Genomic DNA, 23,485 nt, shown 5'->3' on the forward strand with positions numbered 1-23,485 from the left:
CAACCCTGCCTGCCCCTCACCGCCCGGCAGCGCGGGTGGGCCCCCACCGCGGATGCGGTGAGGGCCCACGCGGCGGTCAGGAGTGCCGGCTCACAGCTCCTTGACGCGGATGTCGCGGTAGGAGATCACGTCCGTCGTGCTGTGGACCTGGAGGCCGATGTAGCCGGTGGCGTAGCGCCGGCCGTCGGTGCCCGGGTCCCCGGCGCGCGGCGGGGTGAAGACCTGGCCGCCGACGTTGTCGAACTCGTTGATGACGACGCCGTTGCGCAGGACCGTGAAGTGTTGGCCCTCGGCGCGGATCTCGTAGTCGTTCCAGGTGCCCTTGGGGGTCACTCCGGCGCCGCCGAGGCCCACGCGGTCGAAGCCGTAGACGGAGCCGGTCTTGTACATGTCGCCGTCGGGGCGGTCGAGGATCTGGATCTCGTGACCGTAGTTGATGGCGACCCACTCGGGCCGGGACTCCTCGGGGTGGTCGTGGACGTTCGGGAAGCGGATGAAGACGCCGCCGTTGGCGTTGCCCGTGCCAGGGGCGTCGTCGCGGAACTGCAGCTTGAGCGAGAAGTCGCCGTACTTGCGCTCCGGGAACCACAGCATGCCCATGCCGGGGACGGTCGTGCTGCTGGTGATGGCGCCGTCGCCGGAGAGGGTGAAGCGCCCGCCGCCGACCTGCTCCCACTTCGCGAGGGACGCCTCGGTGCCGTCGAACAGGTCGCGGTAGCCCTGCGTCTGGCCGGGCTTGCCGATCTTCGACTGCTTGGCGGCCTTGGTGATCTTGTTGAACTCGCGCTGGTCGATGACGTTGTCGCTGAGCAGCCGGTCGAGCACGCCGTCGACGTGCTTGAGGAACAGGGCGTGCGAGGACCAGTCCTTCTCGTCCTCGATCAGTTCGTTGATGGTGCAGCGGCTGCGGGTGAGGCGGTTCGGCACGCCCGAGTCCACGGTGCCGACGATGACGGTCAGCCGCTCGTCGTACTCGGGGCAGTTGGGCGCCGGGACGCCGCCGCCCTGCGCGACGGTGAAGGTCACCTCGCGGGCCGTGGAGGTGTTGCCCGCCTTGTCCGTGGCACGGTAGGCGAGCGTGTGCGAGCCGATCCGGTCGACGATGACGGGGGCGGAGTACGCGAGGTACGGGCCCCCGTCGAGGGAGTACTCGACGCGGTCCACCCCGGAGCCGGTGTCGGTCGCGGTGACGGTGACCTTGGCGCTGGTGACGTACGCGCCGTTGGAGTTCTTGGTGCCGGTCACGGTCGCCGAGGTCTCCGGCGCGGTGGTGTCCTGGGTGGGCGGTGCCACGACGGTGAAGGCGACGGACTTCCCGGCCGCCGCGTTGCCCGCCTTGTCGGTGGCGCGGTAGCGGACGGTGTGGGAGCCGACCTGGTGCACCATCACCGGCGCGGTGTACGGCTGCCAGGCGCCGTCGGCCCCGATGGCGTACTCGATGGTGTTGACGCCCGACCCGGTGTCCGACGCGGTGACGGTGACCGTGGCCATCGTCAGGTAGTTGCCGTCGGCGTCCTTCTCCCCGCTGACGGTCGCGGAGGTCTCCGGCGCGGTGGTGTCGTCGGTCGGCGGCGCGACCACGTCGAAGGCGACGGACTTCTCGGCCGCGGCGTTGCCGGCCTGGTCGGTGGCGCGGTAGCGGACGCTGTGGGAGCCGACCTGGTCGACGACCACGGGCGTGGTGTACGGCTGCCACGGACCGTCCTCGCCGACCGCGTACTCGACCGTCTTCACACCGGATCCGTCGTCGGTCGCGGTGACGGTGACCGTGGCGGAGCCGACGAAGGCGCCGTCGGCGTTCTTCTGGCCCGTGACGTCGGCCGCGGTGGTGGGCGCGGTGGTGTCCTCGCCGCCGCCGTCCTCGGTGACGGTGAGGATGCCCTGCATCTGGCCGTGGCCGGGGATGCTGCAGAAGAAGCGGTAGCGGCCGGGGGTCAGGGTCACGTCGACGGTGTGCCTGCCGCCGGAGTCGTCGCCCGGGTTGGCCAGGATGTTGAGCGGGACGTCGTGGTTGTACTCGGGGTCCGACACGTCGAAGGTGAGCGTGTGCGGCATGCCGATGTCGTTGCCGGTCGCGGCGCTGTTCTCGAAGACGAGCGTCGCCGGGCCGGCCACCGCCGTGGTCGGGAAGCTCGCGTACTGGTCGGTGCGGGAGCCGGCCGTCCAGGTGAGCACCTGGGCGGCGGCCGTGGTCCCGCCGGCCGCCGCACGGTCGTCGGTGCGTCCGTACGCGACGGTCGAGGTGAGCCCGAGCACCATCAGCAGTGCGCCCAGCAGGGCCGCCAGCGGGCGTAGAGGTCGGTGTCTCACTGTGCAGCCTTCCTGGCCAGATCCGCGGCGGCGGGAGTCGCCTCGCCGCCCTTGTACGTCACACGCCACAGCGCGGACTGGGAGTCGGAGGTGAAGAAGCCGCGCCCGTAGTCGAGGACGTAGAGCGAGCCGTCCGGCGCGAACTTCCAGTCCATGAGGTTGCGGATGCCGCCCTGGCCGACCGGGATGATCTTCTTCAGCGACTCGGCGGTGACGGGCAGTCCGCCCTTGCCGACGGTCTTGGGGTCGGTCAGCACCGCGTGGCGCGGGTTGTCGGCGTCGTAGAAGTCACCGACGAACCACTTGCCGTCCCAGTACTGCGGCCACGCCCCGTCGCCCGCGGTCGTGGCGTCGTAGCGGTAGACCGGGCCGTCCATGGTGGCCTGGCCGCCGCCCTTGAGCCACGGCAGGAGGTAGGTGGCCTCCTCGTTCTTGTAGCTGGGGATCCCGTTGGCGTCCCGCGGGAAGTCGGGGGCGCCGCCCTGCGGGGAGTACCAGATGGTGTTGCCGGTGACGGGCGGGAGGTTCACCAGGCCGTCGTTGTTCGGCGACTCGTTCTTCGGGGCGTCGCAGTTGTACCAGCCCAGCGGCTTGTCCGGGTCCGGCAGGTTGCGGTCCCGGTAGGGCTGCTTGTTGCCCATGCAGAACGGCCAGCCGTGGTTGCCGGCCTTGGTGATCGCGGCGAACGTGTCGTACTTCGCCGGTCCCCAGGTCGTGCTCGGTGAGCCCGCGTCGGGGCCGACCCAGCCCGCGTACAGGATGTCGGTCTTCTTGTCGACGGAGATCCGTGCCGGGTTGCGCACGCCCATCACGTAGATCTCGCCGCGGGTCTTGTCGCCGCCCTCGTCCTGCTCCTCGCCCGTGAAGAGGTTGCCCGGGGGCAGGGTGTAGGTGCCGTCCGGCTCCGGGTGGATGCGCAGGATCTTGCCGTTGAGGTTGTTGGTGTTGCCGGCCGTGCGGCGGGCGTCCGCGAAGGACAGGCCCTTGAAGTTGGGCTCCGGGTTGTTGCCCGAGTAACCGCCGCTGAAGCCGGAGGAATTGTTGTCGCCGGTCGCGATGTAGAGGTTGCCCTTGGAGTCCCAGGCCATCCCGCCGCCGGCGTGGCAGCAGCTGTGGACCTGGACGGGCCACTTGAGCAGGACCTTTTCGGAGGCCAGGTCCAGCTTGTCGGTGGCGAGGTCGAGCGTGAAGCGGGAGACGCGCCGCTCCGCGACGTGCTTGTCACGGTCGAGGCCGGAGTGCGGGGTGTAGTGGAGGTACACCCAGCCGTTGGTCTCGAAGGCGGGGTCCAGCTCGATGCCGAGCAGGCCCTCCTCGACCTTGGTGAGCTCGTCGCCGCCGCCCTTGTTGCCGAAGACGGCCAGGGCGCCCGCGAGGGTCACCTTCTTCGTCGCCGGGTCGTAGACGTGGATCTGGCCGAGCCCCTTGCCCATGTCGGGGTTGTTCCAGTCGGTCACGACCGGGGCGCCGTTGGCACCGCCGCCGCGGCCGATGTACAGCACCCGCCCGTCCGGCGCCACGACCAGGCCGTGCGGTTCGCCGATCTGGTCCTGCTGGCCGGCCTGGTTGGGCTGGGTGACCTTCACCGCGCTGTAGTTGGCGTCGATGGTCGCCTTGCAGTCGGCGCGCGAGAGCCGGGACGTCCACTGCAGGGCGCCCCGCAGGTGGTCGCGGAAGTCGGTCTCGGCGTAGGACTCCGCCGTACCGCCCATCCCCGTGTAGAAGGACCGGCCGCCGTCGTAGTCGCGGCACCAGGAGACGGGGTGGTCGACGCCGTTGGCGCCGGTTCCCGGCTTGTAGCTGCTCTCCCTGACCTTGGCGACGGTGTGCACCTTGCCGGTCGGGTTGCTCGCCCAGTTGATCCACTTGTCGGGCCGCTTCCACTCCAGCGGCAGGTCCTTCGTGGCCGGATTGATCCGGTCGGGGATCTCGACGACGGCGCGCTGGACGGCGGCCGGGCTGGTGGCCGCGGGCCGGGCGCCGATCAGACCGGCGAACCAGTCGGAGTACGGTTCGGTGCGCGCGGCGTCGTGGATGCCGAGGAAGCCGCCGCCGGCTTCCATGTAGGCCTCCAGGCCGGCCTCCTGCTCGGGGTCGAGCACGTCGCCGCCCCCGGTCAGGAAGACGACCGCGTTGAAGGTGCCCAGGCGCTTGGCGTTGGTGAAGACCGAGGCGTCGTCCGTCGCGACGGTCTTGAAGCGCTGGGCGGCGGGTCCGGACAGGCCGATCGCCTCGATCGCCTCGATGCCCGCGTCGACGGTCGGGGACTCCTCGGTGGCCGAGGCGTGGAACACCAGGACCTTGACGTTCTTGCCGCCCGGTGGCGACGGCAGGGATAACGTTGTCGGTGCCGGCTCCGGATACGGTCTGGCGATGGCGGCGGTGCCGCCCAGCAGCGATGCCGCCAGGGTCCCCGCCACCAGGGCCGCGGCCGTGCCTCGCCGGGATCTCGATCGGTGATGTGGTGCGTTCTGCATGCTTCACCCACCCTCCGTGGTCACAGCAACAGCGCCTGAAGCTAGACGGCTTTTGACGGTCCGCCAATAGCTATAGACGGAATCTCACCAACTTTGTCCCGGGTGTGGAGAAACGGAGATCACTGGTCTACCGTGTGGCCGTCCCCGGGGACCCTCGCGCCCCGACCGTCTCCTCACGGCACTGGAGAGACCGGTATGGCTTTGGACAGAAGGAGTTTCAACCGGCGGCTGCTGGCCGGTGGCGTGGTCGCCGCCACCGGGACTGCCTCGCTGGCGGTGGCCTCCGTCCCCACGGCTTCCTCCGCGGAGCCCTCACCGCCCACCGCACCGGCCGGCGGCCAGGTGCGCCACCTCAAGCTCTACGCAGAGAAGCTGCCGAACGGGCAGATGGGCTACGGCCTGGAGAAGGGCAAGGCCACCGTTCCGGGCCCGCTGATCGAACTGGTCGAGGGCGACACCCTGCACATCGAGTTCGAGAACGCCTCGGACGTTGACGCCAGCCTCCATGTGCACGGCATGGACTACGACATCGCCAGCGACGGCACCCGGATGACCCGCAGCCACGTCGAGCCGGGCGGCACGCGGACGTACACCTGGCGGACCCACGCACCGGGTCGCCGCAAGGACGGCACATGGCGGCCGGGCAGCGCGGGCTACTGGCACTACCACGACCACGTCGTGGGCACCGACCACGGAACGGGCGGGATCCGCAAGGGCCTCTACGGGCCGGTCGTCGTGCGCAGGAAGGGCGACATCCTGCCGGACAAGCAGTTCACGATCGTCTTCAACGACATGACCATCAACAACAGGACCGGCGCCGACACCCCCGACTTCGAGGCGACGGTGGGCGATCGTGTCGAGATCATCATGATCACGCACGGCGAGTACTACCACACGTTCCACATGCACGGTCATCGCTGGGCCGACAACAGGACGGGCCTGCTGACCGGCCCCGACGACCCCAGCCGGGTGATCGACAACAAGATCACCGGGCCCGCGGACTCCTTCGGCTTCCAGATCATCGCGGGCGAACACGTCGGCGCCGGCGCGTGGATGTACCACTGCCACGTCCAGAGCCACTCCGACATGGGGATGGCCGGTCTGTTCCTGGTCGCGAAGCCCGACGGCACGATCCCCGGCTACGAACCGCACCATCCGGACCACCCCGCGGGGGCGGCGAAGTCCGGGAAGAGTGGCGCGAAGACGCCCTCCGGCGGGGAGCACGCGCACCACGACATGGGGTGACGCGCGTTGGCGGCGGTGAGGCCCTCTCCGGGCCTCAGGACAGGCGCGCGAGGACGCTGCGGCACATCCGCTGCAGTTCCTCGTCGTGCCTGACGTCGCGGAACCGGCCGCTGCGGCGGGTGCGGGTCAGCTCCGCACGGAGCTGGGGCAGGGCCTCACCCGCGGCCGGTCCCATCCGGTCGAAGCAGGCCAGTGCAAGGTTCGAGGTCGCGTCGTTCTCCTCCCAGGCTGCGAGGAGGATCCGCACGACCACGGGTGCCTCGGCCGGGCCGCCGATGTCCCACAGGGCGCTCGCGGCATGGGCGCGGGTCCATTCGTAGTCGGCGGTCAGCATGTTCCGCAGGCGCGGCAGCGCGCGGGCGGCCGGCGGTCCGATCCGGGCGAGCACGTCGGCCGCCTCCTGGCGCCGGTGACTGTCGAGCAGGTCGTCCAGCAGGGGCACCACGGTGGCCGGATCGCCTTCCGCCGCCCACAGCGTGGCCGCGGCGGCCATCCGGACGGAGGGGTCGTCGGCCCGCGCCAGCCCCCGCACCGCTTCGAGGGCGGGTGCGGCCGCGGTCCCGAAGGCGGCCAGTGCCTTGAGGGCGGAGGCAGCGGTGCGCCACTGCCCGTGGCGCGCCGAGGCCGTGACGATCCCGGTGATCGCGGGTACGGCGGCCGGGTCGCCCAGCCGGGCGAGCGCCGAGAGCAGGGCGTTCGTGCTCATGTCCTCCCATTCCGCGGACAGGTCCTCGGCGGTGAGGCGCTGACACAGCCGCGGCACCAACCGGTCGGCCGCGGGAGCGAGGTGACCGGCCACCTGCACGGCGCGCCAGGCGTCGACGCCGCCGTCCAGCGCCGTCAGCAGGCAGGGCAGGGCGCGCATGTCACCGAGGCGGGCGAGGGCCATGACAGCCTGCTGGTGCGCACGGCGCAGCAGTGGGCAAGGGGCGGCCCAGACCTCCGGTCCGTGCGTGTCGCGTTGGGCGAGGACGTACGCGGCCAGGGCCTCGCGGGCGGGTTCGGCGATCGGGCTCAGGGCGCCGAGGACCTCGGCGGCTTCGGCGGCGGTGTACGAATGGCCGGGGAGCAGGCAGCCGGCGAGCCGTGTGACCAGGGCGGTGTGGTCCCCGCGCCGGGCGCCCATGAGTTCCTTGGCCATGCGTATCGCGTCGTGGCGGATGGCCGGATCCGAGCTGCCGATCTGCTCGGTGAGGAGCGCGGTGCGCTCGGCGACGCGGGAGTCCAGCACCTGGTGGAAGGTCCGCAGCAGGGACGTGAGCGGGGAGTGCGTGCGGTTGTGCCGGTCCAGGTCCTCGAACGCGGCAACGACCTGCGGTGGCACGTTCCGCGACGCCTCCGCTGGCGCTCCGTTCGCTTCGGGTTCTTCGGGCGCGGCGCACCGGCACTCCCCGGTGGTGGACCCGGCGGCCTCGTCTCCCGTGCGGGTCACGGGGGCGGGCGTGCTCAGCCGCAGCAGGCCGATGGCCTGCGGCATCGTGCTGGCGACGATCCGCTCCGGGGCGCAGCGGGCGCCGTGGACGAGGGCGGCGAGCCGGGTCGCCGGGTCGGCCGCCTCGTCGGAGGCCACGGCGTCGAGCCAGGCGGTCGCGGCGTCCCGGGCCGCCGGCAGGCGCAATGCGAGCGTGGCCGTCGTCTCCACGACGAGCAGCCGCTCCTCGGTGCCGTCCTCGGCGGGCAGCCGGTCGCGCAGCAGTGCGGCCGCCCGGTCGGCGTCGTCGACGAACAGCCCCAGTCCCTCGATCGCCGCCCGGCGCACCAGGCGGTCGTCGTCGCACGCGTAGGACACGAAGGCGTCCGCGTGCTCGCGCACCACGACCGCGCTGCCCTTGTGGTCCGGGCCGTCGGCGTAGTCGTATCCGCAGCGTTCGACCGCGTGAGCCCCGATGCTGACCAGCAGCCCGACGATCGCGGCCCGGCCGGGCGTGGCGGGGTCGTCGGCCAGGGCGAGGAGGAAGGGCAGGCTCGCCATCGTGCTGGCGTACACGTCCCCCTGGTGGTGGACGGCGCTGTAGAAGTGGCTCACGGCTTTCCGGCGGGTCTCGGCGTCCGGGGAGGCCATGTCCCTCAGCCACGCCGGAACCTCGTCAGCCGGGCCGTAGGCGTGGTGCATGGAGGACCAGTCGATGGCGTCGAGTTCTCGTTCGTCGATCATGGGCGGCACTCTGCCGCAGGGCACTGACACCGGCTCCGGGGCCGGATTCCCGTACGTCATTTTGTCGATATATGATCCGCGCGGCCCCTCCCTGGGGCCGCGTTCCGCCCCTCGGGCGACGTGCGCGAGAGAAGAGAGCCAGGCCTCACATGAACGCAGTGGTCCACCCGGCGGTCGCGGAGCGGTCCGAGGCCGAGGCGCTGTACCGGTTCGAGACGGAGGTGCCCGACTCCGTCCGGGCGGCGCTCGGGATGAACGCCGCGCGGATCGGCGGCGGCGTCGTGCTGTCGATGCGCAACGACCCCACCCATTACTGGAGCAAGGCCCTCGGGTTCGGGGTCACCACCCCGGTCACGGCCGAGGTGATCGGTGCGGTCTGCGACTTCTACCGTTCGGAGGGCACCGCGCAGGCCGTCCTCCAGATCGCGCCCGCCTTCCTCCCGGAGGACTGGGACGACATCCGCGCCCGCGAGGGCATCACGGCGGGCTCGTCCTGGGTGAAGCTCGTCTGCCCCGTCGAGGAGGCCGTGGCCCGCGCGCAGGCGCTGGAGGCGCCCGCCGGGATCCGGGTCGCCCCGCTGGAGGCGGACCACGCCCAGGAGTGGGGAGCGGTGGTGACCCGTGCGTTCGGCATGCCCGAGGAGCACTACGCCCGGATGACCGCCGCCTCGGCGGGACGGCCCGGGTGGCATCCGTTCGCGGCCCTGCTGGGCGGGGAGATCGTCGGCACGGGCACGATGCACGCCGGTGGTGACGCTGCCCAGCTGTTCGCCGGCGCGGTGCTGCCGCACGCCCGCAAGCGCGGCGGCCAGACCGCCCTGCTGGCCGCCCGGGCCCTGAGGGCGCGGGACCTCGGCTGCCGTGTGCTGGTCGCCGAGACCGGCGCCGAGGCACCCGGCACCCGCAACTCCTCGCTGCACAACATGCTCCGGCTCGGCTTCCAGGTGGCGTACGAGCGCCGCAACTGGGTCTGGCGGTCCTCGCCCGGGGCGTGAGGCTGCGCGGGCGGTCGCGACGCGCCGGCCGTCCGTGGGGCGCGGCGGCCCTTCGGGGCCCGACCATGGGAGGACCGGGTCCGCACGACGGGACGGGTCCGGCCCCTCACCCGGAAGGTGCCCATGGCCCATGAACAGGCAGACCGCGCCCGCGCAGCGCTGATCACCGGCGCGTCCTCGGGGATCGGGCGCTGCTACGCCGAGCAGCTGGCCCGGCGCGGCTACGCGCCGATCCTCGTCGCCCGCCGCGCGGACCGGCTGGGCGCGCTCGCCGAGTCCGTCCACCGGGAGACCGGTCTCGAGGCGACCGTCCTCGCCGCCGACCTGGCCGACCCGGACGGCCTGGCCCGGGTGGAGCGGGCCGTCCTCGACCACGACACCCTCGCCGTTGTCGTCAACGCGGCCGGGCTCGGGGCCCTCGGGCCGCTGCGCGAGGCGGCGCCCGCGGACCTGGACCGCCTCGTCGCGGTGAACGTGCTCGCGCTGACCCGGCTGTCCCGGGCGGCGCTGCTCGCCTTCGACCGGCAGGGCTCGGGCACGTTGATCAACGTGTCGTCGATCGGCGCCTTCCACGCCCCGCCCGGCGGCACCGCGTACGCCGCGAGCAAGGCCTACGACCTGCACTTCTCCCGGGCCCTGCAACGCGAGGTCGAGGGCAGCGGCATCCGCGTGCAGGTCGTCCTGCCAGGACCCGTGCGCACCGAGTTCTTCGAGGCCTCCGGCGTGGACTCCTCCCTGTTCCCGCAGGAGTCGTTCGTCGACGCCGGCGACCTCGTCCGCGCCGCGCTCGTCGGCCTGGACATGGGCGAGCTCGTCTGCATCCCCACCCTCCCCGACATGACGGTGCTGGAGGACGAGGCCGCGCGGGGGCAGGCCTTGCGGGACGCCGCGGGCCTGCGCGGCGTCATCAGCGACCGTTACGCCCGGCCCTGACCGGACCCGGGCAGGCCTGCGACGGCCTCAGGAGGGGCCGGAGGCGGCGTCCAGCCGGGCGCGCAGCGCCTCGGCGATCTCACCGGCGGCGGCCAGCTGCTCCGGCGTGAGGGTGTCGACGAACATCTCCCGGACGGCGCCGAGGTGCGGCAGCGTGGCCCGCCGGAAGGCCTGGGCTCCGTCGTCGGTGAGGACGGCCTCGGCGCCACGGTTGTCGGTGGCGCACTCCACGCGCCGGATCAGCCCGCGCCGTTCCATGCGGCCGAGGTGGTGCGACAGGCGGCTGCGTTCCCAGCCGATCGCCGCCGCGAGCTCGGAGGAGCGCAGGTGGTGGCCCTCGGCCTCGTGCAGCGCGAGCAGGACCGCGTAGTCCCCGGGGGACAGCGCGGAGTCGCTCTGCAGGCGCGACGCGAGATGGGAGCGGAGCCGCTCCGTGGTCTCGATGAAGTCACGCCAGATCCGGAGTTCTTCGGTGGTGGGCAGCGGCCCGTGTCTGCGTCCCATGAACACCCCTCTGTTTGACACGTCAATCATATCGATGCATGCTTGACACGTCAATCACTTGGCCGCCGGACGCGGAGCCGTTCCGGAGGCGACAGGAGGGGACCATGACGCCCACTGCCTTCGAAATGGGTCTGAACTCGTTCGGAGAGATCGCGACGGACGACGGCCGCGTACTGAGCGACGCCGAGACCGTCCGGCTGCTCGTCGAGGAGGCCGCGCTCGCCGACGCCGCGGGGCTCGACGTCATCAGCGTCGGCGAGCACTACCGGCCCGGACACATGGACACCGCCACCCCCGTCCTGCTCTCCGCGATGGCCACCGCCACCGAGCACATCAAGCTCGGCACGTCGGTGACCGTGCTCAGCACCAACGACCCCGTGCGGCTCTACCACGCGTTCTCCACCCTGGACGCGGTGTCGGACGGCCGCGCCCAACTCGTCCTCGGACGGGCCTCGGTGACCGAGTCGTTCGCCCTGTTCGGCCACGACATCTCCGACTACGACCGGCTCTTCGACGAGAAGCTCGACCTGTTCATGCGCCTGCAGCGGGAGGAGAAGGTCACCTGGTCCGGCACCGTCCGGACCCCGCTGGCCGACCAGTACCTGCGGCCGCGCATGCGCGAGGGCGGCATCCCCACCTGGATCGGCGTCGGCGGCAGCCCCAACTCCACCGTCCGCGCCGCCCGCTACGGGCTGCCGCTGATGCTGGCGATCATCGGGGGCCGCCCGCAGCGCTTCGCCGGCCACGTGGACCTCTTCCGGCGCGGGCTCCAGCAGAACGGGCACCCCGCCCAGCCCATCGGCCAGCATTCCCTGGGCCTCGTCGCGGACACCGACGAAGAGGCGGTCGAGACCTGGTGGCGATACTGGGAGCCGGTCATGACCGCGCTCTCCGAGGAGCGCGGCTTCTACCGGCCCTCGTACGAGCGCTACCTGGCGGAGGTCGCCGACGGCGCGCTGTTCGTCGGCTCCCCCGCGACCGTGGCACGCAAGATCGCCCGGGTCGCCCGCGACCTGCACCTGAACCGCTTCGACCTCAAGTACGACATCATGCACCTGCCCCGCCAGGCCCGCGCCCGCACGATCGAACTCCTGGGCCGGGAAGTGGCGCCGATGGTGCGCGAACTGCTCACGAAGGAACCCGCTGATGTCTGACCTCGTCTTCGGCCTCGACACGTTCGGCGACGTGCCGGTGGACGACACCGGTGCCCCCGTCTCCCACGCGGCCGCCATCCGGCAGGTCCTCGACGAGGCCGTCGTCGCCGACCAGATCGGTGTCGACGCCATCGCGCTCGGTGAGCACCACCGCCCCGAGTACTCGGTGTCGACCCCGGAGACCGTCCTCGCCGGAATCGCCACGCGCACCGAGCGGATCAAGCTCGGCTCCGGCGTGACCGTCCTCAGCTCCGACGACCCCGTCCGCGTCTTCCAGCGCTTCTCGACCGTCGACGCCCTCTCCCGGGGCCGGGCAGAGGTGATCCTGGGCCGCGGGTCCTTCACCGAGTCCTTCCCGCTGTTCGGATACGACCTCAACGACTACGACGTGCTCTTCGAGGAGAAGATCGAGCTCTTCGCGAAGCTCCTCGACGAGAAGCCGGTGACCTGGAGCGGCACCACACGTGCGCCGCTGCAGGACGCCGACGTCTACCCGAAGACCGAGTCCGGGCGGCTGAAGACCTGGGTCGGCGTGGGCGGCTCGCCCCAGTCGGTCGTCCGCACCGCGCGCTACGGGTTCCCGCTGATGCTCGCGATCATCGGCGGCGCCCCCACGCGCTTCGCGCCGTACATCGACCTGTACCGGCGCGCGGCGGACCAGTTCGGCACGACCGCACATCCGGTGGGGATGCACTCCCCCGGCTTCATCGCGGACAGCGACGAGGAGGCCAGGGAGGGGTTCTGGCCCGGCTACAAGGTGATGCGCGACCGCATCGGCAAGCTGCGCGGCTGGCCGCCGGTCCGCCGCGAGGAGTTCGACGCCGAGATCGAGCACGGCTCGCTCTACGTCGGGTCCCCCGAGACCGTCGCCCGCAAGATCGCCGCGGCGGTCGGCGACCTCGGGGTCGGCCGGTTCGACCTCATCTACACCGTGGGCCCCCAGCCGGTCGGCGCCCGCATGCGTGCCGTCGAGCTGTACGGCACGAAGGTCATCCCCATGGTCCGCGACATCCTCGCGGGCTGACGGCGAAGCTGACGCAGGAACGGAGAGAAGCGACATGAACACCGAGGGCGTGCGCACGATCGGCATCCTGGGCGCGGGCAAGGTCGGGACCGTGCTGGCCCGGCTGGCCCTGGCCGCGGGCCACCGCGTGCTGATCGCGGGCTCGGGCGACCCCGGCGACATCGCGCTCACGGTGGAGGTCCTCACCCCGGGCGCGGTCGCCGTCACCGCCGCCGAGGCCGCCGCCCGGGCCGACCTCGCGGTCCTCGCCCTCCCCCTGGGCAAGTACCGCACCGTCCCGGCCGAGGCGCTGCGCGGCAAGCTCGTGATCGACGCGATGAACTACTGGTGGGAGATCGACGGCATACGCGACGACCTCACCGACCCGCGCACGTCGTCGAGCGAGACCGTCCAGGCTTTCCTGTCGGGTTCCCGCGTGGTGAAGGCCTTCAACCACATGGGGTACCACGACCTGGAGGACGGGGCCCGGCCCGCCGGGACGCCCGGCCGCAAGGCGATCGCCGTCGCCGGCGACGACCCCGGCGACCTCGCCGAGGTCGCCCGCCTCGTGGACGCACTCGGCTTTGACCCCGTCGTCGCCGGCCCGCTCGCCGAGGGTGTCCGCCTGGAACCGGGCACCGAGCCCTTCGGCGCCAACGTCGACAGCGAGGAACTGCGCGCCATGCTCGACCGGTTCCCGCGGACCGACCGCGGACGGACCGTCGCCGAGGCGCGGGCGTAGCCGCCCGCGTACCGCCGGGCCCGGGCGGGAGGCAACGGCCTCCCGCCCGGGCCCGGCGTTGTCGAACACCCCGTGACACGATCTTCCGCATGGATCTCGACACCGTGTTCGCCGGTCTCGACCGGATCGCCCGGCCGCAGCTGCACCACGCCTACGGCCCCGCCGATGACGTCCCCGACCAGCTGCGGGCGTTGGCCGCCACGGACGAGTAAGAGTTTCAGTCCCGGACGGCACCGATCGGGGATCCTGGCCCGCAGTCCCGTTGAACTCTGTCAGCAATGGTTGGCACTGAATGTCGACGAGAGGTGGCACCTGCTGCAGGTTTCAGGCTGTCTGGCACCTCATGAGCAAAAGAAGGGGTGCCGGGGGCGACCCGGTGCGGTGCCGGGCCTTCCCCGGGGGCGGAGGTCAGGCCTTGGTGAGGACGAAGAACAGGAAGCACAGGAACTTGCCCGACTGCTTCTGCGCGAAGAGCTCGGGGAACCGTTCGCGGGCGTCGGGTGCCGGGGCCGGTTCGCTGATGACGTCGATCCGGAAGCCGGCCGCGGTGAACGCGTCGGTGATCGCGTGCAGCGGCCGGTCCCAGAAGGTCATCAGGTGTTTGCCACCGCCGAGTTCCCACATCTCGGAGGCGGAACGGGTCGCGAAGTAGTCGGTTCCGGGCGGTGCCGCCATCTGGCTGGCGAAGGGGTGGTTGACGGACACGATGAGCCGTCCGCCGGGCTTCAGCACGCGCCGCAGTTCGGCCAGGGCCGTCGTCCAGTCCTCCAGGTAGTGGAGCACCAGGGAGGCGACCACGTCGTCGAATTCGGCGTCGGCGAACGGCAGCGGGCCGCCCAGTTCGGCGCGCTCCAGCACCACGCCGTGGCCGAGCCGCCGCCGGGCCAGCGCCAGCATCCCGGCACTGGAGTCGAAGCCGGCCACGACGGCGCCCCGCTCGCGCAGGTCCTCGGCCACGGGGCCGGCGCCGCAGCCGGCGTCGAGGATCCGGCGGCCCGCCACGTCACCGGCCAGGTCGACGATCGCGGGACGCGCGTAGTAGGCGTTGATGAGGCTGGTCTCGTTCTCGGCCGCGTACGCCTCGGCGAAGCGGTCGTAGTCGTTCGCCGTCTCCCCGGGCCCCGGGGGAGCCTCGACGGGACTGATCCAGGACACCGACCCGGGCGCCCGGGCGTCCGCCTGTCCGACGGGGCTCTCGGGAGCGGCGGGTCCGCCGGTCGTTCCGGGACGGTTCGGCATGGTCGACCTCGTTCTTTCGGACTGCGGTGGGCGTGACGGGAGTTGCGCTGATCAGCTGGGGGCCCTCACCGGGCCGCGTAAGCCACAGCCGTACCCTGGAGGAGTGATTTGGTTTTGTCAATCACTTGCGTTCCGGCCCTTCAACGGGCTGCCGGCACTCGGTAGGCTGCCTCTCATGACCGAACGCCGGCCGGCGACCGACGCGGAAGCGAAGGCACTTGCCTCCGCTCTCCGCCTGCGCATCCTGCGCATCTGCGCGCGGGAGCCGCGCACGAACAAGGAGATCGCGGCGGTCCTCGGCCGTGACCCGGCCAGCGTGCTGCACCACACCAGGACGCTGGTGCGCACCGGGTTCCTGGAAGCGCAGGAAGAACGGCGCGGCGCGCGCGGCGCACGGGAGATCCCCTATCTGTCGACGCGCAAGACCTGGCACATCGAGGCGCCCGCACAGGACCGGTCGATGCTCGACGCGTTCCTGGAGGAACTCGCCCTCGTCCCCGCAGCCGAGGCCGAGGGCACCAGGATGGGACTGCGCCTGCCGCCGCCGCAGATGGAGGAGTTCCGCACCCGGCTCCAGGACCTGCTGGAAGAGTTCGCCAACCGCCCGGACGATCCGGCCGCGCCCGCCTGGTCACTCTTCCTGGTGGTGCACCCCGACCCGAACCGGCCCTGACGACGGCGCCGCCCCACCACGGCCACGCGCGGCGGCTTGGGCGCCTCGGGCCTCCGGCGGACGCGGTTCGGCGCCCCTCGCCGGCGTCACGCAGCGATATCGGCCTGGACCGGGCGGCTGCCGTACGAGGAGGTCCTGAGGAGGGCGGGATCCCGTCCGGACCGATCTTCACGGCGGCCGAGATCGCCGAGGATCCGCACTTCGCGGCGCGCGGCATGCTCGAGCGGCACCGCGTGGCCATCGCCCCCGGGTGGCACCAGGACGTGGCCTTCCCCGGCATCGTCCCCAAGCTGGCCGAGGCGCCCGGCGGCACGCGCTGGCTCGGACCGGACCTGGGCGAGCACACCGACGCCGTCCTCGCCGAACTGGGCATCGGGGCGGACCGCCGCGCCGAACTGCGCGCACAGGGGGTGGTGTGACATGAGCACCGCGCCCGAGCAGGTGGTGATCACCGATGTGCTGCTCCGCGACGGGTTGCAGAACGAGAGCACGGTGCTCCCCCTCGTGGACAAACTGCGGCTGGCCTACGGGCTGCTGGAGGCGGGGCTGACCTCGCTGGAGGTCGGTTCCTTCGTCAGCCCGCGGAAGGTGCCGCAACTCGCCGACACCGACCGGCTGGTGGCGCGGCTACGGCCTGGGGAGTCCGTGCTGCTGCACACGCTGGTGTTCAACGAACGCGGCGCGAGCCGGGCGATCGGGGCGCGGGCGCGCGACGTCCGGCTGACCGTCTCGGCGAGCGACGGCCACAGCCTCGCCAACGCCGGGGTCCCGCGCGACGAGGCGCTGGAACGCCTGCGGCCCGCCGTAGACGTGCTGAGGGCCCACCGGGTGCGGCTGGAGGCCACCATCGCGACCGCCTTCGTGTGCCCCTTCGACGGCGAGACGGACCCGCGCACCGTGGTGGAACTCGCCCGGCGGCTCGCCGGGTCCGGCATCCGCGTGCTGCACCTCGCCGACACCATCGGCGCGGCCAGCCCCTGGCACATCCGGCGCACCGTCACCGCCGTCCGCGACGCGCTGCCGGAACTCCCCCTCGGCCTGCACCTGCACAACACCTACGGGATGGCGTCCGCCAACGTGTGGGAGGCGCTGCGGCTGGGGGTGCGGCGCTTCGACGCGGCCCTCGGCGGCATCGGCGGCTGCCCGTTCGCCCCCGGTGCGGCGGGGAACCTGGGGACGGACGACCTGGTCAACCTCTCGGATCACCGGACTGCCGGCGAGCACCTGCCAGCGTCTGGTGCAACCTGCTGCGCGAGGGCTTCCTCGACCGTGACGGGGACGTCTACCGCATCGGCCTGCACTTCGTGCAGTGGGCGGCGCCCGGCACCTTCGGCCTGGACTTGGTCCGGCTCACCCGGCCGGCGCTGCAGCGGCTGCGGGACCGGACCGGGGAGACCGCCTGCCTGTACGTGCGCGACGGCGCCCACCGCACGGTGGTGTCGCTGGCGGAGGCCCACCATGTGGTGATGCGGATGTTCGCGGTGGGCATGGTGATGTCCCTGCACGCGGGCTCGGCCGGGAAGGTCTTCATGGCCTTCGACCCCACCGCCCGCCGGGACGCGGTCGGCCACGGCCTCACCCGGCACACCCCGCGCACCGTGGTGGACATCGACCTGCTGGACGACCAGTTGGAGGAGATCCGCCGCAACGGCTTCTCCGCCTCCTTCGAGGAACGCGACATGGGGGCCGCCTCCATCAGCGCCCCCGTCTTCGACAGCACCGGCGAACTCGCGGCCGCCCTCGGCATCGGCGCACCGACCCAGCGGCTCACCCCCGCCGAGGTGGGCCGGCTCGCCCCCAGCGTCGTCGAGGCGGCCGAGGAGGCCTCCCGCTGCCTCGGCTACCGCCCCGGCATCCGGGGCGACGGCACCGCGCACTGACCGCCCGCGGCAGGGTGCGTCGCGTCGCCGGGGCGTTGAGGCGGGCACGCCCCTCACGTGGTCGTGCCGATGTCGTCGTGGCGGGAGACGAACCGCGCCCGGCCGTCCTCGACGTGGAACAGGAACCATCCGCCGTCCTGGCCGGTCTCCAGGAACTGGGACTGGCTCTCGTAGCTGAAGCGGCGGGTGATGCCCTGCCAGGGCGCGCGCAGGAGTTCCGCGCGCAGCGACTCGCGGCCGTCGCCGGATCCCGCGGAGAGGCCGTGCGCGGCGAAGCGGACGGCGTCGTAGGCCTCGGCGGCCCAGGGCCCCGGGGCGGTGCGGTGGCGGGTGCGGTACGCGGTGGCGAACGCTCGGGTCCGGGGGTCGGCGGAGGCGTCGGTGTAGGCGGTGCCGATCCACCAGCCCTCGGCCTCGCGGAGGAAGGACGCGGACAGCACGTTCTCGTCGGCGACCCGGACGCCGCGGTGACCGGCGGCGCGCAGGGCCTTGGCGCAGGCGGCGGCGCGGGCGGGGGTGACGCCGGCGAAGAGGACGGCGTCGTCGGGGCGGCCGGCGACGGTGTGCGCGGCGGCGGTGAATCCCTCGTCGGCGGCGACCTCCAGGACGTCGACGGTGCCGTCGAGCTTGCCGTGGACGGTGACGAACTGGACGGTGGGCAGGCCCTCCTCCTCGTCGGCGAGGTCGTGGACGACGACCGTGCGCGAGGGCCGGACGATGCGATTGAGGTAGCGCACCACTGCGCCGGGCCCGGCGGTGCGCGTGGGGCGCAGCACGAGGGCGGTGGTCGTGTGGACGACGTTGAGCTGCTCGGTGTCGGCGCGGGTCACCAGCAGGCAGACGCCTGCCTCGGTGCAGACCGGAACGGCCGCGGGAGCGGCCTGGTTCGTGCCCGCCGCGACGACGGCGTGCACGTCGGGGTCGGCGGTGAGCCGGGCGGCGCCTGCGGCGGAGCCGGCCGCGGTGCCCCGGTCGTCGGCGGTGCGCAGCGCGAGGTCGAAGGGCCGGTCGGGACGGGCGTTGTGCTCGGCGACCGCGATGGCCGCCCCGCGTTCCTGGGCCAGGACGGCCGCGGCCGAACGGTCGCCGAGGAGGCCGATGACCCGGGTCGGCAGCGTGCGCTTCCCGGTCCCCCCCGTCCCGCGGTCGCGTCCCCACTGCCACCAGGCCGTGCCGCCGCCGAGCGCGCCCACGCCGAGCGCGGCGGAGGCGGCGAGCAGTCGCCGCCGGGAGGCCGAGGGCACGGGGGACGCGGCGGACAGCGGGAGCGGGGCGGGGGCGGCGGACAGCTCCGTCGGTTCGGGCACCGGCAGGTCGAGGACGCGGCCCGCACGGTCGGCGACCGCCGCGGGCAGCCCGCCGGGCAGCCACGACCGGGGGTCGAACGCACCGAACAGGCCGCGCAGTTCCGCCACCGTGGGGCGTTCGTCGGCGTCCTTGGCGAGGCAGGCCCGCAGGGGGGCGTCGAGTTCGCGGGGCAGCCCGCTCAGGTCGGGTTCCTCGTGCACGGTCCTGAAGAGCACCGCGGCCGCTCCCCCGGTGCCGAACGGCGCTCTGCCGGTGGCCGCGTGGGCGAGCACGCAGCCCAGGGAGAAGACGTCGCTCGCGGCCCCGACGGCGGTACCCCGGGCCTGCTCCGGGGAGAGGTAGCCGGGTGAACCGATGACGGTGCCGTCCGTGGTGAGCGCGGTCGCGCCGACGGCGCGGGCGATGCCGAAGTCGATCAGACGCGGCCCGTCTGCGGCGAGCAGCACGTTGGCCGGTTTCACGTCGCGGTGGACCAGGCCGGCGCCGTGCACGTCGTCCAGGGCCGCGGCCAGCGCGGCGGCCAGGGAGCGGACCTGCGCGGGCGGCCACGGCCCGTGGAGGGCGAGGGCCTCGTTGAGGGGCAGGCCGGGCACATAAGCGGTGGCCAGCCAGGGCGAGCGGGCGTCCGCATCGGCCGTGAGCACGGGCACCGTCCAGCGGCTCGACAGGCGGGTCGCCAGCTCCGTCTCGCGGCGGAACCGCGCGAGGAAGCCGGCGTCCTCCGCGTATTCGACGCGGATCACCTTCAGCGCGACCCAGGCGCCGTGCGGTGAGCGCGCCAGGTAGACGACACCCATTCCGCCGGCTCCCAGCCGCGCCACGATTCGGTGCCCGCCGATCCACGCCGGGTCGGCGGGCAGCAGCTGGTCCATGGCCCTACTGGTTCTCCTGCTTCGGCAAAATCGGCCCGATCTGCTGGAAGCGTCCGTCGCGCACCTGGTGCACGTACGTCTCGCTGCCCATGTTCTGCGCCGTGGTGGCGTACTGGTGGTACTCGTTGAAGGTGTAGGTACGCGCGACGCCCTGGTAGCCGGCCTTGGCGAGCCGCTGGGCGAGAACGGGCCGGGCGGGCCGCCGCCCTCCGGCGGGCACGGTGCGGGCGAACTCCTGCAGCAGCATGCGGGCGCTGTCGTACGCCTCGGTTGCGTACGGTTCCGGGGTGCTCCCGTACCGGTCCCGCCAGGCGGCGGTGAAGCGCTCGGCCTCCTTTGTCCCGAGCTCCGACGGATCGACGGCGGGCGTCACGGCATACCAGCCCTCACCTGCGGCGCCCGCCAGGCGCGGGAAGTCCGAGCCGTAGAGCAGGTGGGACATCCACCGCCGGCCGGTGAAGCCCGCTCCGGCCAGTTGCCGGGCCGCGCCGACCGTCGCCTCCAGGGGGCCCAGGTAGACGAAGTCGTCGAGGTCGCGGGAGAGCAGGTCACGGACGGCGGCCGGGCCGTCGTCAGTGCCCTCCGCGACGACGCGTGGCACGACCTCGCCGCCGAGCGTGTCGCGCCACTGGGTCACCAGCACCCCGCCCTGGTCGTGCATGACGGACCCGCCGGACCGGTCGATGACCACCCCGGCGCGGCCCAGCTTGCCGGTCACGAAGGCGCTCAGCGCGATCGCGGTGCCCTCGGCCTGGTGGGCCGCGCCGGTCTGGAAGGTGACGTCCGGGGACGAGACGTAGTAGTCGTTCTGCCCGGTGGTGCTGGAGACGTGCGTCAGCCTCGCGGCCGCGTAGACCCGTGAGGCGGCCCGCAGGGTCACCTCGCCGGTCGGGCCGAGTACGGCGAACACATCGCGGTCGGCGGCGAATTCGTGGGCGACCGAGGTGGCCCGGTCGACGGTACCGCCGTCGTCGAGGACGCGTACGCGGACGGAGTACGCCCGCTCGGGCTCCGCGTTGTGCTCCGCGGCGGCCAGCCGCGCGGCCCGCTCGCAGGCTTCGGCAAGGCCCGCGTCCGCCCCGCCACCGGTGACCTGTACGCCGAGGACGTACGTGGGCTTGGCGGCCGCGACCGGCTTCGCGTCGCGGTCGTCGCGTCCCGCGGCCCACAGCGCCGCCCCCGAGCCGCCGCCCGCCAGCAGCAGCGCCCCTCCGACGGCCAGCAGCCGGCGCCGGGACGTCAGCGGCCGCCGCGCCGCCGACGGGGCGTCACCGGGCTCGTCCACCACGGTGGGTTCGACGGCCGGCAGGGCGAGGCTCTCCGCGGCACGCGCGGCGACCGTACGGGCCACCGGGTCCGGCAGCCAGGCCGCGGGCGACGCGGTGGCGCCCTCGGGAACGGCGTCCTCGGTGGCGTCCCCGGACAGCCGCCGCCTCAGTTCCTCCGGAGCGGGCCGGTCCTGCGGGTCCTTGGCCAGGCACACGTCGAGGACCTCGCGCAGCTCGGCCGGGACCCCGTCGAGGTCGGGCTCGTCGTGGACGGTCCGGTAGAGCAGGGCGTCGGGGGTGCCGTTGCCGAACGGCGGGCGGCCCGTCGCGGCGTACGCGAGGACACAGCCCAGCGCGAACACGTCCCCCGCCGGGCCTGCCTGCTCTCCGCGGGCCTGTTCGGGCGAGAGGAAACCGGGGGTGCCGATCACCAGGCCCGAGGCGGTGAGCGCGGTGTCGTCCGCGGCACGCGCGATGCCGAAGTCGATCAGCCGGGGGCCGTTCACAGCCAGCAGCACGTTGCCGGGCTTGACGTCGCGGTGCACCAGCCCGGCCTCGTGCACGGCGCCCAGGGCCTCGCCCAGCAGGGCCCCGAGGACCCGCACGGCGGACTGCGGCAGAGGACCGTGCTCGGCCACCGCCTCGCCCAGCGAGGGGCCGGGTACGAACGCGGTCGCCAGCCACGGCTCGGGCGCGTCCGCGTCGGCGCCGAGCACGGGAACCACCCAGGGGCTCTCCACGCGCGCCGCGAGCTGCGCCTCGCGCGCGAACCGTGCGCGGAACTCGTCGTCCGCGGCGCTTTCCGCCCGGATCACCTTCACCGCGGCCAGCGCACCCGCTTCGGAGCGCCCCAGGTACACCACTCCCATGCCGCCGGCACCGAGCCGCCGCAGCAGCCGGAAGCCCCCGACGGACGCCGGGTCGGCCGGACGCATCGGCTCACTCATCGTCCGCACCTTCCGCCGCGTCGCCGGACGCCCCGGCCTTCTTCGCCCGCACGGCGCCGAGCCGGTCGATGTCGGCCGTGACGAACGTGACTCCCCCCAGCGCGTCCTGGGTGACCTTCGTCTTCTCGGCCTCGTCGGCGCCGACGGCGTGCCGTACGGTCGCGGCCACCGTCACCGGGCCGAGCCGGTGCTTGAACCAGTCGAAGCGGCGGGGTTTCCCGTCGCCGTCCACCACGTACTCGCCGAACTCGGCGAGGTCGTCGTCGGAGGTGGCGGTCCGCTGCTCGTCGTACGGGTCGCCCCGCGAGGTCATGCCCTGCACCCACTCCGAGGCGTTCAGCTGCTGCTTGGGACAGCGCAGGGGCTCCTCCAGCGACACCGCCATGTCCCGGCGCGCGCCCACCACCGAGCTGTGCACGGTCACCGTCAGGGACACGAACACCGGGCCCTTGCCGTCGGTGTCCGGCCGGACGAAGGACCGCGTCAGGCCGGCCAGCACGGTGCCCGCGAGCGGTTCGCGCCGCCACACGCAGTCCTCGCCCAGCACCGTCCAGGTGCCCGGCCCGGTCTCGTACGGGTCCCGCTTGCGGTACCCGGGGCCGAAGAAGTCCGGCCGCACGGTCAGTCCCCGGACGAAGGCGGCCGCCTGCGCCCGCGTCCTGGGCGCCGCGCTCTCGGCCAGCGTGTACGGGTCGTTCACCGCCGACGCCGACGGGGCCGGACTCGCACTGCTCCGCCCGCTCGGGCCCGCCCCCGACGACGTCGTGGTGCCCTCCCCCGGCGTTCCCTCACTCGTGCACCCCGCCAGCAGCAGCACACCCGCCGCCGCGAGCAGGACCGGTCTGCGTAAGCCCACTCCCAAGCCACCCCATCACACTCGTCGCACCGTCTTGCCGAACACCGTCGCCGCTTGCCGCGCGCACATGCCATCCTGCGCCAACTGGAGCCGCCAGGCCATGAGTTGAGGCTAACCGTGACTCCTCGACCACGGATCGGTGACACTTCGGAAGACCCGGAGACCTCCGGCCGCCACGAGCCGGGCCCCGTCCGTCCTACGGACGCGCGGTGAAGGAGTCCCGCAGCGGCCCGTCCGCCCAGCCGGCCGCCTCCTCCCGGCTCCGGAGGCGTACGACCGTCAACTCCGGTCGTTCGTCCAGCAGTCGCCGCGTCCGCGCCGCCGTCTCGCCGTGGGTGTTCCACGCCCAGCGGACGATGTGCTCGCGGTCGGTGAGGACCGTCCACAGGGGTGGCTCGACGTTGCCGTTCCACAGGGCCTGCCGGCGCAGGCGGCGCACCAGGGTGCGCCGGACCACCTGGCGCATGACGCGGCGCCGGGGCAGGTCGAGCCAGAGCAGCAGGTCGGCGCGGGCGGCGAGGTGGGCGCGCACCGCGCCGTACTGCCACTCGGTCACCCAGCAGGGCCCGGCGCTGAAGCGGTGGACGTCGGCCTCGAAGGAGGGGCGCCTGGTCCATCCGGGGCCGTGGAAGAGCGCGTCGATCTCCACGTGCGGCACCCGCAGCGCGGCGGCGACACGGGCGGCGAGCGTCGTCTTGCCCGCGCCGGACGTGCCGGCGACGAGCACCCGCCGCGGACGGTGGGGCAGTGGGTCGGCGGGTCCCAGGAGTGGCACCACGCCACGGTAGCAACGCCGTCGGCGGCCACGGCACGGAGCCGGCGTCGGGTCGGGTGGCAGACACGCCCGGAGGAGCCGTGGACCCGGGCCAGACGGTCCCTTCCGGGGGACCGGCGCGCACCGGGAGTCTCTCCGCCCCGGCCGCG

Annotated in this window: 20 protein-coding genes; 11 read left to right on the forward strand and 9 right to left on the reverse strand. The window is 73.1% G+C overall.

Going from position 1 to position 23,485, the window contains the following annotated elements:
- Positions 1-90: 90 nt before the first annotated feature.
- Together OIE69_RS03580 and OIE69_RS03585 are read right to left on the reverse strand one after the other, a co-directional pair.
- Entirely contained in the window at positions 91-2,259 is a 2,169-nt protein-coding gene (locus OIE69_RS03580; protein ID WP_326580949.1) for an OmpL47-type beta-barrel domain-containing protein, read from the reverse strand.
- Between the two features lie 47 nt (positions 2,260-2,306).
- Complete coding sequence (locus tag OIE69_RS03585; protein WP_326570452.1) at positions 2,307-4,787, reverse strand: ThuA domain-containing protein; 2,481 nt, start codon at positions 4,785-4,787, stop codon at positions 2,307-2,309.
- Positions 4,788-4,988: 201 nt separating this feature from the next.
- On the opposite strand from OIE69_RS03585, the gene OIE69_RS03590 reads away from it, so the two are divergent.
- Positions 4,989-6,032 (forward strand): multicopper oxidase domain-containing protein, encoded by a 1,044-nt coding sequence (locus OIE69_RS03590; protein WP_326580951.1) that lies wholly within the window; start codon positions 4,989-4,991, stop codon positions 6,030-6,032.
- A 34-nt stretch (positions 6,033-6,066) separates the two neighbouring features.
- Here OIE69_RS03590 and OIE69_RS03595 read toward each other — a convergent pair whose 3' ends face one another.
- On the reverse strand, positions 6,067-8,187 hold the full coding sequence (locus OIE69_RS03595) for a HEAT repeat domain-containing protein (RefSeq protein WP_326570453.1): 2,121 nt from the start codon (positions 8,185-8,187) through the stop codon (positions 6,067-6,069).
- A gap of 149 nt (positions 8,188-8,336) precedes the next feature.
- Between OIE69_RS03595 and OIE69_RS03600 the strand changes: the two genes are divergently transcribed.
- On the forward strand, positions 8,337-9,182 hold the full coding sequence (locus OIE69_RS03600; protein ID WP_326570454.1) for a GNAT family N-acetyltransferase: 846 nt from the start codon (positions 8,337-8,339) through the stop codon (positions 9,180-9,182).
- 123 nt (positions 9,183-9,305) lie between these two features.
- Positions 9,306-10,115, forward strand: a complete 810-nt coding sequence (locus OIE69_RS03605) for an SDR family NAD(P)-dependent oxidoreductase (protein WP_326570455.1) — start codon at positions 9,306-9,308, stop codon at positions 10,113-10,115.
- 27 nt (positions 10,116-10,142) lie between these two features.
- Here OIE69_RS03605 and OIE69_RS03610 read toward each other — a convergent pair whose 3' ends face one another.
- Complete coding sequence (locus OIE69_RS03610; RefSeq protein WP_326570456.1) at positions 10,143-10,619, reverse strand: MarR family winged helix-turn-helix transcriptional regulator; 477 nt, start codon at positions 10,617-10,619, stop codon at positions 10,143-10,145.
- A 104-nt stretch (positions 10,620-10,723) separates the two neighbouring features.
- Between OIE69_RS03610 and OIE69_RS03615 the strand changes: the two genes are divergently transcribed.
- The 4 genes from OIE69_RS03615 (at position 10,724) to OIE69_RS03630 (ending at position 13,730) form a co-directional block, all read left to right on the forward strand.
- Positions 10,724-11,773 (forward strand): LLM class flavin-dependent oxidoreductase, encoded by a 1,050-nt coding sequence (locus OIE69_RS03615; protein ID WP_326570457.1) that lies wholly within the window; start codon positions 10,724-10,726, stop codon positions 11,771-11,773.
- A complete protein-coding gene (locus tag OIE69_RS03620) occupies positions 11,766-12,797 on the forward strand; it encodes an LLM class flavin-dependent oxidoreductase (protein ID WP_326570458.1) in 1,032 nt (343 codons plus the stop codon). The genes OIE69_RS03615 and OIE69_RS03620 overlap by 8 nt, the downstream gene beginning before the upstream one ends.
- Before the next feature lie 34 nt (positions 12,798-12,831).
- Positions 12,832-13,518, forward strand: coding sequence for an NADPH-dependent F420 reductase (locus OIE69_RS03625; RefSeq protein ID WP_326570459.1), 687 nt, complete (start codon positions 12,832-12,834; stop codon positions 13,516-13,518).
- A gap of 89 nt (positions 13,519-13,607) precedes the next feature.
- Positions 13,608-13,730: a hypothetical protein gene (locus OIE69_RS03630; protein ID WP_326570460.1), complete on the forward strand. Its 123-nt coding sequence runs from the start codon at positions 13,608-13,610 to the stop codon at positions 13,728-13,730.
- A gap of 196 nt (positions 13,731-13,926) precedes the next feature.
- Here OIE69_RS03630 and OIE69_RS03635 read toward each other — a convergent pair whose 3' ends face one another.
- Positions 13,927-14,757 (reverse strand): class I SAM-dependent methyltransferase, encoded by an 831-nt coding sequence (locus tag OIE69_RS03635; protein WP_326570461.1) that lies wholly within the window; start codon positions 14,755-14,757, stop codon positions 13,927-13,929.
- Positions 14,758-14,932: 175 nt separating this feature from the next.
- On the opposite strand from OIE69_RS03635, the gene OIE69_RS03640 reads away from it, so the two are divergent.
- The 4 genes from OIE69_RS03640 to OIE69_RS03655 all read left to right on the forward strand — a co-directional run bounded on the left by OIE69_RS03640 (position 14,933) and on the right by OIE69_RS03655 (position 17,310).
- Positions 14,933-15,430: an ArsR/SmtB family transcription factor gene (locus tag OIE69_RS03640; protein WP_326570462.1), complete on the forward strand. Its 498-nt coding sequence runs from the start codon at positions 14,933-14,935 to the stop codon at positions 15,428-15,430.
- Between the two features lie 182 nt (positions 15,431-15,612).
- A complete protein-coding gene (locus tag OIE69_RS03645; protein WP_326580953.1) occupies positions 15,613-15,849 on the forward strand; it encodes a hypothetical protein in 237 nt (78 codons plus the stop codon).
- Between the two features lies 1 nt (position 15,850).
- Entirely contained in the window at positions 15,851-16,897 is a 1,047-nt protein-coding gene (locus OIE69_RS03650; RefSeq protein WP_326570463.1) for a hydroxymethylglutaryl-CoA lyase, read from the forward strand.
- Positions 16,804-17,310: an IclR family transcriptional regulator gene (locus OIE69_RS03655; protein ID WP_455550602.1), complete on the forward strand. Its 507-nt coding sequence runs from the start codon at positions 16,804-16,806 to the stop codon at positions 17,308-17,310. Before OIE69_RS03650 ends, OIE69_RS03655 begins: the two co-directional genes overlap by 94 nt.
- Positions 17,311-17,363: 53 nt before the next feature.
- Here the strand turns inward: OIE69_RS03655 and OIE69_RS03660 are convergent, their stop codons facing one another.
- The 4 genes from OIE69_RS03660 to OIE69_RS03675 form a co-directional block, all read right to left on the reverse strand.
- Positions 17,364-19,490: a bifunctional serine/threonine-protein kinase/ABC transporter substrate-binding protein gene (locus OIE69_RS03660; RefSeq protein WP_326570465.1), complete on the reverse strand. Its 2,127-nt coding sequence runs from the start codon at positions 19,488-19,490 to the stop codon at positions 17,364-17,366.
- A 4-nt stretch (positions 19,491-19,494) separates the two neighbouring features.
- Entirely contained in the window at positions 19,495-21,705 is a 2,211-nt protein-coding gene (locus OIE69_RS03665; protein ID WP_326570466.1) for a bifunctional serine/threonine-protein kinase/ABC transporter substrate-binding protein, read from the reverse strand.
- Positions 21,698-22,561 carry a hypothetical protein gene (locus OIE69_RS03670; RefSeq protein ID WP_326570467.1) on the reverse strand — a complete coding sequence of 288 codons (864 nt, stop codon included), beginning with the start codon at positions 22,559-22,561 and terminating at the stop codon, positions 21,698-21,700. Before OIE69_RS03670 ends, OIE69_RS03665 begins: the two co-directional genes overlap by 8 nt.
- 196 nt (positions 22,562-22,757) lie before the next feature.
- Complete coding sequence (locus OIE69_RS03675; protein WP_326570468.1) at positions 22,758-23,336, reverse strand: adenylate kinase; 579 nt, start codon at positions 23,334-23,336, stop codon at positions 22,758-22,760.
- Positions 23,337-23,485: the final 149 nt, after the last annotated feature.

This window comes from Actinacidiphila glaucinigra (assembly GCF_035918135.1).
GTDB classification, from domain to species: Bacteria; Actinomycetota; Actinomycetes; order Streptomycetales; family Streptomycetaceae; genus Actinacidiphila; species Actinacidiphila glaucinigra.

Coding starts and splice junctions, on each gene's coding strand:
- OIE69_RS03595 (WP_326570453.1), bottom strand. CDS start 8,187: ATGATCGACGAACGAGAACTCGACGCCATCGACTGGTCCTCCATGCAC.
- OIE69_RS03615 (WP_326570457.1), top strand. CDS start 10,724: ATGACGCCCACTGCCTTCGAAATGGGTCTGAACTCGTTCGGAGAGATC.
- OIE69_RS03665 (WP_326570466.1), bottom strand. CDS start 21,705: ATGAGTGAGCCGATGCGTCCGGCCGACCCGGCGTCCGTCGGGGGCTTC.
- OIE69_RS03610 (WP_326570456.1), bottom strand. CDS start 10,619: ATGGGACGCAGACACGGGCCGCTGCCCACCACCGAAGAACTCCGGATC.
- OIE69_RS03660 (WP_326570465.1), bottom strand. CDS start 19,490: ATGGACCAGCTGCTGCCCGCCGACCCGGCGTGGATCGGCGGGCACCGA.
- OIE69_RS03580 (WP_326580949.1), bottom strand. CDS start 2,259: ATGGTGCTCGGGCTCACCTCGACCGTCGCGTACGGACGCACCGACGAC.
- OIE69_RS03620 (WP_326570458.1), top strand. CDS start 11,766: ATGTCTGACCTCGTCTTCGGCCTCGACACGTTCGGCGACGTGCCGGTG.
- OIE69_RS03650 (WP_326570463.1), top strand. CDS start 15,851: ATGAGCACCGCGCCCGAGCAGGTGGTGATCACCGATGTGCTGCTCCGC.
- OIE69_RS03605 (WP_326570455.1), top strand. CDS start 9,306: ATGGCCCATGAACAGGCAGACCGCGCCCGCGCAGCGCTGATCACCGGC.
- OIE69_RS03585 (WP_326570452.1), bottom strand. CDS start 4,787: ATGCAGAACGCACCACATCACCGATCGAGATCCCGGCGAGGCACGGCC.
- OIE69_RS03630 (WP_326570460.1), top strand. CDS start 13,608: ATGGATCTCGACACCGTGTTCGCCGGTCTCGACCGGATCGCCCGGCCG.
- OIE69_RS03600 (WP_326570454.1), top strand. CDS start 8,337: ATGAACGCAGTGGTCCACCCGGCGGTCGCGGAGCGGTCCGAGGCCGAG.
- OIE69_RS03635 (WP_326570461.1), bottom strand. CDS start 14,757: ATGCCGAACCGTCCCGGAACGACCGGCGGACCCGCCGCTCCCGAGAGC.
- OIE69_RS03640 (WP_326570462.1), top strand. CDS start 14,933: ATGACCGAACGCCGGCCGGCGACCGACGCGGAAGCGAAGGCACTTGCC.
- OIE69_RS03625 (WP_326570459.1), top strand. CDS start 12,832: ATGAACACCGAGGGCGTGCGCACGATCGGCATCCTGGGCGCGGGCAAG.